The organism is Dyella sp., from assembly GCF_035277725.1.
Taxonomy (GTDB): domain Bacteria; phylum Pseudomonadota; class Gammaproteobacteria; order Xanthomonadales; family Rhodanobacteraceae; genus Dyella_B.
The window spans coordinates 1-8331 of sequence record NZ_DATEJY010000232.1; the positions used below are offsets into that span (position 1 = coordinate 1).

Consider the following 8331-nt stretch of genomic DNA (forward strand, 5'->3'; position numbering starts at 1 on the left):
CGGTGCTCGCCACCAGTGCGCCGCACATAAACAAAGTGATGCGAAACGCGCTCATGGCTGCGGTGGCTGGAAGCCATACTTGCGATAGATCGCCTGCGCTTCGGCGGACGCCATGAAGGCCAGAAAATCCTTGGCGGCCTGCGCGTGCGGCGCGTCTTTCATGCGCGCTGCGGTGTACGTGGCGGTGACATTCTGCGCAGCCGGTATCGCAACCGTTTCCACTGGATGATGCAGTACCTGCTGCTGGAAATACGCTTCGGTCGACCACACCGGCGCCGCATCCGATTCGCCTTGCAGAATGCGCAGCGGCGATTCGCGATGATGAATGCGCGTGAGATACGTGCTGCCATCCTTCACTTTGCTGTCCATGATGGCGTGATCCAACGCATCGCCGCCGGCTTTGTGATAACTGGCTTCGATCTGCTTGGCGATACCTTCCCACTGCGGGTTGGGCATGCTGACGCGCACGTCGGCGCGACCGAGATCCTGCAAGCCTTCGATATGCTTGGGGTTGCCCTTCGCCACCATGATCGCCAGCGGATTGCGCGCGTAGTCAACCGTATCGGCAAACCAGCCGTGCTGCTTTTGCAATTCACCGATCGAGCCTTTGCCGTTGGTGAAGATATCCGGCTTCAACGCAATACGCAGATTGCCCATCACCAGCGAGCCGGTTTCGATCTGCTTGGCCAGGATGCCCGGCGGCAAGGTTTCCACGAACACGCGTTGATACTGCCGATAGCGTTGCTTGAACGCTTCCACCAGATCGTGCACCACCATGAATTGATTGCCGGCGAAGAACACCGTCAGTTGCGGATCGACAATGTCGCCGTGCAGATCGGCAATGGCATCGAACGGCGGCACCGAGAACGACACGCCGCCTGCCGGTGGCGGATTCCACGGCGGCAGATAGTTCGGCTGCGCGGCGTACGCGACACTGCAGGCAACCGTCAGCAACGCCGCCAGCGACAGCTTTCCATAACGCAAGGACATGGGCAGCGCTCCGGCTTAAAGCGGCATCAGGACATAGCCCTGCTGTTCCAGCTCGGTAATCGTGGTGAGCGCGGACAAGCTGATCGTCACGTCCTTGGCAGCCCACTCATTCGGATAGTGATGCTCGGCCATCGCCTGGCCGCATACCGCCACATCCACGCCCGCCTTGTGCAACTGCGCGATCACCGCAAGGTTGGGATTGGCCACGCCGAACTGCGCCTTGTAATGCTCATCGTCGAGCACGACCGGGGTTGCGGGGCCGTAAGCCACTGCAACGAACTTCAGATGATCCATCGGCACGCCGGCGGAGGCGTACAAGTTCACCGTGCGCGCCACGCGCTCCAGTGCGGGATTGACCTCGCCGGGCTTGTCGCTGCCCTTGGTCAATGAGAACACCACTTTGTACGTGTTGGCCGGATCGGGCTGGTAAGCCGCCTTGGGCAGGGGATGGTAATTACCGGCCGCGGTGATCACTTGCGGTGCTGCACCTTGGGCCGCCACGGCCGTGCAAGCGAGCAGGCCGATGCTGCAAAACAGCGAAATCGAAGGCTTCATGTTCCCGTCCCGTCGTGAAGTCAGCGCGAAGGCTACGCCGGCCGCCGCCATCAGGCCACTTCATGTTGCCTATATGACAGATAAGGCCGATTTATTCGCTCGATGCATCCTGTACCATGCGCGCATGAGCGAGCAGCCCACCACCCATTTCGGCTTCCGCGACGTACCGGTCGCGGAAAAACAAAAACTGGTCGGCCAGGTCTTTACCTCGGTCGCCCGCCATTACGACCTGATGAACGACCTGATGTCGTTCGGCATCCACCGCGTGTGGAAGCGCTACTTCGTCAGCATCAGCGGCATTCGTCCCGGCGATCGCGTGCTGGATCTGGCCGGCGGCACCGGCGATATCGCTGCGCTGATCAAACCGGTCGTGGGCGACAAGGGTGACGTGGTGGTCGGCGACATCAACGCGGCCATGCTCAACGTCGGGCGCGATCGCATGACGGACCGCGGCCTGGTTTCCGGCCTGCGCTGGACGCAATTGAACGCCGAGGCACTGCCCTTTCCGGATAACAGCTTCGATGCAGTCACCATGGCCTTCGGCCTGCGCAACGTCACCGATAAAGAGAAGGCGCTGGCCGATATCTGCCGCGTGCTCAAACCCGGCGGCCGTGCCTTGGTGCTGGAATTTTCCAAGGTGCGCAACGAGCTTTTCAGCAAGCTGTACGACTTTCATTCCTTCAAGGTTCTGCCGCGGCTGGGCCAGCTGTTCGCGCGTGATGCGGACAGCTATCAATACCTGGCCGAGTCGATCCGCAAGCATCCGGATCAGGACACGCTGAAGGGCATGATGGAAAACGCCGGCTTCGAGCGCGTGGAAGTGCGCAATCTCAGCAATGGCATCGTGGCGATCCATCGCGGCTACAAGTTCTGAGATGAGCCGCGCAGGCTGGGATGGAGTCCTAAGCTTTCCGGCGATGGCACATGCTGGGATTCCATTCCAGCCTACGCATCAGGCGACGCGCAGATCCTCCAACAGCACGCCCTGCTGCAGCGTCTCCTGCTCATGATCGACATCGCGCCAGGTTTCCTGCAGCCCAGCCTCATACCAGCGGCGCATCGATGGCAAGGCCAGCATCCGCTGCACGTAGGCCTTGCACGCATCATCGACGGAAAGCTTGTAGCTCTGGATACGGAAGACCACCGGCGCATAGAACGCATCGACGGCCGTAAATGCGTTGCCGGCGAGAAAGAGGCCACCGAAGCGCTGCAGGCCTTCGCTCCATAATTCCTGCAGACGCGTGACGTCACGCAACAGACTTGGCGTCATGTCATTCAAGCGCATGCGAACGCCGCAATTCATCGGGCAACGCGAACGCAACTCCTGAAAACCGGCATGCATCTCCGCCGCCGCACTGCGCGCCCACGCCCTCGCACGCGCGTCGGATGGCCATACGTGCGGATGGCTTTCCGCAACGTATTCGACGATGGACAGCGACTCCCACACCACCGTTTCGCCATCATGCAGGCACGGCACCTTGCCCGTGGGAGAAAAGTTGCGAAATGCGTCCCAGCTCGCCGAAGTACCTCCATGGAACGGCGTGAGCTTTTCGTCGAACGGAATGCCCAGCTCCGTCAGCAGCACCCACGGACGCAGCGACCACGAGGAGTAATTCTTGTTGGCGATGTAGAGCGTGTACATCCAGTTTTCTCCCGAAGCGAGTCGATCAAGCGATGATCCATGCCGCATGCATGGCGGTTCAACATTCCTTGACGGCTGATGATTCCACCGGCATGGCCGGCGCTGGCGTGCGTCGCTTGGCATTGGCCAGCGCGACGCCGCCCACGGTGATCGCGCCACCGAGCAAGGTCAACCAGCCCGGCTGCTCGGCCAGCCACACCCAGCCAATCAACACGGCAATCGGTGGCGAAAAATAGATGAAGCTGGTGACCTGCGACGCCGGCGCACGCTTCAACGCCGCGTTCCAGGTGAGATAACCGACGAAGGTCGGTGCAATGCCCAGCCATATCAGCGCGGCGATGTGCGACCAGGGCGCCAACGTCAAGGCATGCGGCAAACCAAGGCCAAACGGTACCGCGCCCAACGTCCCGGCGAGAAAACCAAACGTGGTCACGCCAATCATGTCGTTGCGCGCGAACAGCGGCTTCTGCCCGACGAAGAACACCGCCGAGGCAAGCACACTGATCAACACCAGCGCCGCCATCGGCTGGAAGCGCACTTGCTTGCCACTGGTGAGCACCACCAGCACCACGCCAAACAGCGCCACGCCGAGACCCAGCGCACTGCGCGGAGTGATGCGCTCGCCGATCCACAGCGCCGACAGGGCGGCAGTGACCGCCGGCACCAGGGAAATCAGGATCGACGCCGTACCACTGGCGATACGCGTTTCCGCGTAATTGAGGCACAGGTGATAGGCCGTCAGGCCGAATACGCCCAGCACCGCCAGCTGCAGCCAATCACTGCGCCGGGGCAACGCGGCGCGGCGTGCCCGCAGCAACACCACGAAGCACAGCGAGCCGATGGTCAGACGCGCCAGCGCCACCTCGCCGGGCGTAAAGGAGGCCAGCGCATACGCGATCGCCGCATAGGCGGACGACCAGGTGACCAGCGCAATGGCAATGTAGAAGAGCGCACGCCCATCAAGGCGCTCGGGACTGTTCATGGGTCAATCCGCATGGGGAAACCGGGGATGAGATAAATCCTAGTCTTAGGCCGACGGCTGAGGAATAATGCATCCGAAGTCGACGCCCACGTTTCGCCATCGATCGAAATAGCAATTCACGCCCATGACCTACGAATCGAAACCCGATTGGGACGCCAAGGATTGGCAGTTGCTCGAAGCGCTGCAACAGGATGCCCGCACGGGCTACGCCGAACTCGGCCGCAAGGTGCGGCTGTCCGCGCCTGCGGTGGCCGAACGCATCAAGCGCATGGAAGAGGCCGGCATCATCGCGGGCTATCGCGCGGTGGTCGAACCCAAGCGCATGGGTTTCGGCATCGAAGCGATGGTGCGCGTGCGTTGCGACGGCGGCACTTGCGCGCGCATGGGCAAGCTGGTGACCGATATTCCAGAAGTACTGGATTGCCGCCGCCTCGCCGGCGAAGATTCCGCGCTGCTGCGCGTGGTGGCGATGTCGATCAGTCATCTGGAATCGGTGCTCGATCGCTTGCTGAAAATTCATTCGAGTATCAGCACCACCACATTGATCGTGTTGCAGACACCGCATGCGAATCGCGCCATCACGCGCGGCATGTGGGATGCGGCGCGTTCGCTTTCTGAAGATTGAGTTCGCAGCTATCCGATAACTTCCGAATGCCGGGATTGCCATCCCAGCCTACATGCCTCAAGGACAACCATGCGCACGATGTATCCCGAGATCGAACCGTATCGCACGCATCGCATGGTGGTGGATAGTCGGCATACGCTTTATGTCGAAGAGTGCGGCAATCCGGAAGGCTTGCCGGTGATCTTTCTGCATGGCGGCCCGGGTGCGGGATTGGCGCCGTATCACCGGCGCTTCTTCGATCCGCAGCGCTATCGCATCGTGCTGTTCGATCAACGCGGCGCGGGACGTTCCACGCCGTTCGCCGATCTCACCGACAACACCACCTGGCACCTGGTATCGGATATCGAAGCCATTCGCGAGCAGATGGGTATCGAGCGTTGGGTGGTGTTCGGCGGCTCATGGGGCTCCACATTGGCGCTCGCTTACGCGCAGACGCATCCCGAGCGCGTGCTCGGCCTTGTCTTGCGCGGTATTTTTTTGTGCCGCCCGGAAGAAGTCCGCTGGTATTACGAAGAAGGCGGCGCATCGTGGATTCTGCCGGAAAAGTGGCAACGTTACGCGGCAGCCATACCGGCGGAAGAACGTGGTCACATGCTGGAAGCCTATTGGAAGCGGCTCATCAGCGACGACGAAAACATAAGGCTGGAAGCCGCCAAAACATGGGGCGCGTGGGAAGGCGCCGGCATCACGCTCGAAGAAAGTCCAGAGACCGAAGCGAGCTTCGCCGCACCGGAAGTAGCACTCAGCCTGGCGCGCATCGAGGCGTATTATTTTCGCCAGCAAGCGTTCCTTGAACCCGACCAGTTGCTGCGCGACGTAGCGAAGTTGCGCCATATCCCCACCACCATCGTGCACGGCCGCTACGACATCATTTGTCCGGTGAAAAATGCCTTCGATCTCGCGGCGGTTTGGCCGGAGGCGGATTTCCACGTGGTGCTGGCAGGGCATGCCGCATCGGAGCCGGCGATTGTGGATGTGCTGGTGCAGGCGACGGATCGGCTGGCTGACCGGTATTGCTAGATGTAGGTTGGGGTGCGAACCCCAACATCCCCATGGAGGTACGCATGGCAACGTTGGGGTTCGCACCCCAACCTACACGTCAGCGTCGCACCGGAGAAAACCGCATCCACGCCTTCCGCCATGGGCCAGAAAAGAGCGGCAGTGGCATACTCCCCGCTCCCGATTTCCCATGGAAACCGCACGATGTCCCCACTTCGTACCCTGGCCTTTGGCGCGCTGGTCCTGCCGGTAGCCGCCTATGCCAACGATCCCTATACCTATGCCCAACCGGATGAGGTGCGCGTCACCCATCTCGACCTGAAGCTCAAGATCGACTTTCCGCAGCGCAAGCTCGACGGCCAGGCCACGCTGACGCTGGATTGGAAGAATCCCCAGGCACCCGCCTTGGTGTTGGATACGCGCGACCTGACCATCGCCCGTGTCGAATCCGTGGACGCAAGCGGCAAGACTGCGCCGCTGAAGTACGCGCTCGCACCGCGCGACAAACAGCTCGGCAGCAAGCTTACGATCCAGGCACCGCAGCATCCGCATGAAGTGCGCATCGTCTACAGCACTTCACCAAACGCCAGCGGCCTGCAGTGGTTGCCGCCTGCGCAGACGGCGGACAAGAAGCTGCCTTTCATGTTCTCGCAATCCGAATCCATCCACGCGCGCTCATGGGTGCCGCTGCAGGATTCGCCTGCCATTCGCTTTACCTACGATGCGCAAGTCACCGCGCCGAAAGACGTGCGCGTGGCGATGAGTGCGCCGAGCGATCCGCAGCATCCGCTGGATGGCGATTTCAGCTTCAAGCAGACGCATCCGATTCCTTCCTATCTGCTGGCGATTGCGGCCGGTGATCTTGCAGTGAAAGAAACCGGTCCGCGCTCGGCGGTCTACGCGGAGCCTTCCGTCGTCGGCAAGGCCGCGCATGAATTCGAAGACACCGAGAAGATGATCGCCACCGCCGAGCAGCTTTACGGCCCGTATCGCTGGGGTCGCTACGACCTCCTGGTGCTGCCGCCGAGCTTCCCTTACGGCGGTATGGAAAACCCGAACATGACCTTCGCCACGCCGACCGTGCTGGTGGGCGACAAGAGCCTGGTCTCGCTGGTGGCGCATGAGCTGGCGCATTCCTGGTCGGGCAACCTGGTGACTTCCGCGACATGGCGCGACATCTGGCTCAACGAAGGCTTCACCACCTACGTGCAGGGCCGCATTACCGAAGCGCTGTATGGCAAGCGCCAGGCCACGGAAGAAGACCTGATCGGCATTCACGGCTTGCAGCGCGAATTGAGCAAGATGCCGGAGAATGCGCAACGCCTTGCACCCAAGCCCGCCAACATCGATGCGGACGATGCGCTTTCCGACGTGGCGTACAACAAGGGCTCGTGGTTTCTGCGCACGCTGGAGCAACGCTTCGGCCGCGAAAATTTCGACAATTACCTGAAAGGCTATTTCGATCATTTCGCCTTCCAGAGCATCACCACCGAACAGATGCTCGATTACTTGAAGCCGAACCTGATCGACAAATATCCAGGCAAGATGAGTTGGGATGAAGTGAAGGCCTGGGTGTACGACGCTGGCATCCCCGAGAACGCGCCGATTCCCGATTCGCCGCGCTTCGACGACATCGACAAGGAACGCACCGCTTTCCTCGCCGGTACGCTCAGCGCCGACAAGCTCGATGCAAAGGACTGGAACACGCAGGAGTGGATGTATTTCCTGGACGGCCTGCCGGATACGCCGCCGCTCGCCCGCATGCAGGCGCTTGACGCCGCCTGGCATCTCACCGGCACGCCCAATGCCGAAATCGGCATGCGCTGGTACGTGCACGCCATCGGTGCCAGCGACAAAGCCGCCTGGCCGGCAGCGGCGGAACACATGACACGTATCGGCCGCCTGTATCTCACCATGCCGGTCTATCGCGCGCTCAGCAAAACACCGGATGGATTGGCGTTTGCCAAGCAGGTGTACGCGAAAGCCAAGAGCGGTTATCACCCGCTGACGCAGCAGGCGGTGGAAGCCTTGTTTGCGAAGGCCGAGAAGCACTAATCCCGAATGATCGTCACCCCGGCGAAAGCCGGGGCCCGGCGACTTTGGGCGCTCCAAAAAGTCACTGGGTCCCGGCTTTCGCCGGGACGGCAAATCCGGCATAGACAAAAATCTTCCGCATCAGCTTGGATACGAAGCTCATGAATACCAACGCTACCCGCCCTCTCTGGCAACGCCTGCTGATTCGTCGCCTCAAATTCATCGGCATCATCGCCGCGCTTATCATTGTGGTGGGTGGCGGCAGCTATCTGTTTGCGCCGCAATGGCTGGTGCAGGCCAACTTCTATCGCCAGGCGATGGCGGCGCAGCTGGAAAAGAAAAACGTGCAAGCCGGCGACACCAACTGGGTGTACTACGAAGGCGGCCAGGGCCCGACCATCGTGCTGTTGCACGGCTTTGCGGCGAGCAAGGAAGTGTGGCTACCGGTGGCGCCGCTGCTTACCGCGCATTTCCACGTAGTGATTCCAGATCTTCCCGGCTGGG

9 protein-coding genes are annotated in these 8331 nt (G+C 61.3%); 5 read left to right on the top strand and 4 right to left on the bottom strand.

The features are described from left to right. Window positions 1-51: 51 nt before the first annotated feature. Entirely contained in the window at window positions 52-990 is a 939-nt protein-coding gene (locus VJR68_RS19255; protein WP_324150277.1) for a substrate-binding domain-containing protein, read from the bottom strand. A 15-nt stretch (window positions 991-1005) separates the two neighbouring features. Continuing rightward, window positions 1006-1545, bottom strand: coding sequence for a DsrE family protein (locus VJR68_RS19260; protein WP_324150279.1), 540 nt, complete (start codon window positions 1543-1545; stop codon window positions 1006-1008). Between the two features lie 124 nt (window positions 1546-1669). On the opposite strand from VJR68_RS19260, the gene ubiE reads away from it, so the two are divergent. Then, window positions 1670-2419: a bifunctional demethylmenaquinone methyltransferase/2-methoxy-6-polyprenyl-1,4-benzoquinol methylase UbiE gene (gene ubiE, locus VJR68_RS19265; protein WP_324150281.1), complete on the top strand. Its 750-nt coding sequence runs from the start codon at window positions 1670-1672 to the stop codon at window positions 2417-2419. A 78-nt stretch (window positions 2420-2497) separates the two neighbouring features. Here the strand turns inward: ubiE and VJR68_RS19270 are convergent, their stop codons facing one another. Continuing rightward, window positions 2498-3187 (bottom strand): glutathione S-transferase family protein, encoded by a 690-nt coding sequence (locus VJR68_RS19270; RefSeq protein WP_324150283.1) that lies wholly within the window; start codon window positions 3185-3187, stop codon window positions 2498-2500. 58 nt (window positions 3188-3245) lie between these two features. Then, on the bottom strand, window positions 3246-4169 hold the full coding sequence (locus VJR68_RS19275) for a DMT family transporter (protein WP_324150284.1): 924 nt from the start codon (window positions 4167-4169) through the stop codon (window positions 3246-3248). Window positions 4170-4293: 124 nt separating this feature from the next. On the opposite strand from VJR68_RS19275, the gene VJR68_RS19280 reads away from it, so the two are divergent. The 4 genes from VJR68_RS19280 to VJR68_RS19295 all read left to right on the top strand — a co-directional run. Further along, window positions 4294-4794, top strand: a complete 501-nt coding sequence (locus tag VJR68_RS19280) for an Lrp/AsnC family transcriptional regulator (protein ID WP_324150286.1) — start codon at window positions 4294-4296, stop codon at window positions 4792-4794. A gap of 69 nt (window positions 4795-4863) precedes the next feature. Next, window positions 4864-5814, top strand: coding sequence for a prolyl aminopeptidase (gene pip, locus VJR68_RS19285; RefSeq protein ID WP_324150288.1), 951 nt, complete (start codon window positions 4864-4866; stop codon window positions 5812-5814). A 183-nt stretch (window positions 5815-5997) separates the two neighbouring features. Continuing rightward, the gene (locus VJR68_RS19290) at window positions 5998-7848 is read left to right on the top strand and encodes a M1 family metallopeptidase (protein WP_324150290.1); all 1851 of its coding nucleotides are present in this window, start codon (window positions 5998-6000) and stop codon (window positions 7846-7848) included. A gap of 140 nt (window positions 7849-7988) precedes the next feature. Continuing rightward, window positions 7989-8331 (top strand): alpha/beta fold hydrolase (locus VJR68_RS19295; protein WP_324150292.1); only part of this gene is annotated, 343 nt, incomplete at its 3' end.

Bases quoted from the DNA above. Each gene is read 5' to 3' on its own strand.
- pip (WP_324150288.1), top strand. From the start codon at position 4,864: ATGCGCACGATGTATCCCGAGATCGAACCGTATCGCACGCATCGCATG.
- VJR68_RS19255 (WP_324150277.1), bottom strand. From the start codon at position 990: ATGTCCTTGCGTTATGGAAAGCTGTCGCTGGCGGCGTTGCTGACGGTT.
- VJR68_RS19280 (WP_324150286.1), top strand. From the start codon at position 4,294: ATGACCTACGAATCGAAACCCGATTGGGACGCCAAGGATTGGCAGTTG.
- VJR68_RS19270 (WP_324150283.1), bottom strand. From the start codon at position 3,187: ATGTACACGCTCTACATCGCCAACAAGAATTACTCCTCGTGGTCGCTG.
- ubiE (WP_324150281.1), top strand. From the start codon at position 1,670: ATGAGCGAGCAGCCCACCACCCATTTCGGCTTCCGCGACGTACCGGTC.
- VJR68_RS19275 (WP_324150284.1), bottom strand. From the start codon at position 4,169: ATGAACAGTCCCGAGCGCCTTGATGGGCGTGCGCTCTTCTACATTGCC.
- VJR68_RS19290 (WP_324150290.1), top strand. From the start codon at position 5,998: ATGTCCCCACTTCGTACCCTGGCCTTTGGCGCGCTGGTCCTGCCGGTA.
- VJR68_RS19260 (WP_324150279.1), bottom strand. From the start codon at position 1,545: ATGAAGCCTTCGATTTCGCTGTTTTGCAGCATCGGCCTGCTCGCTTGC.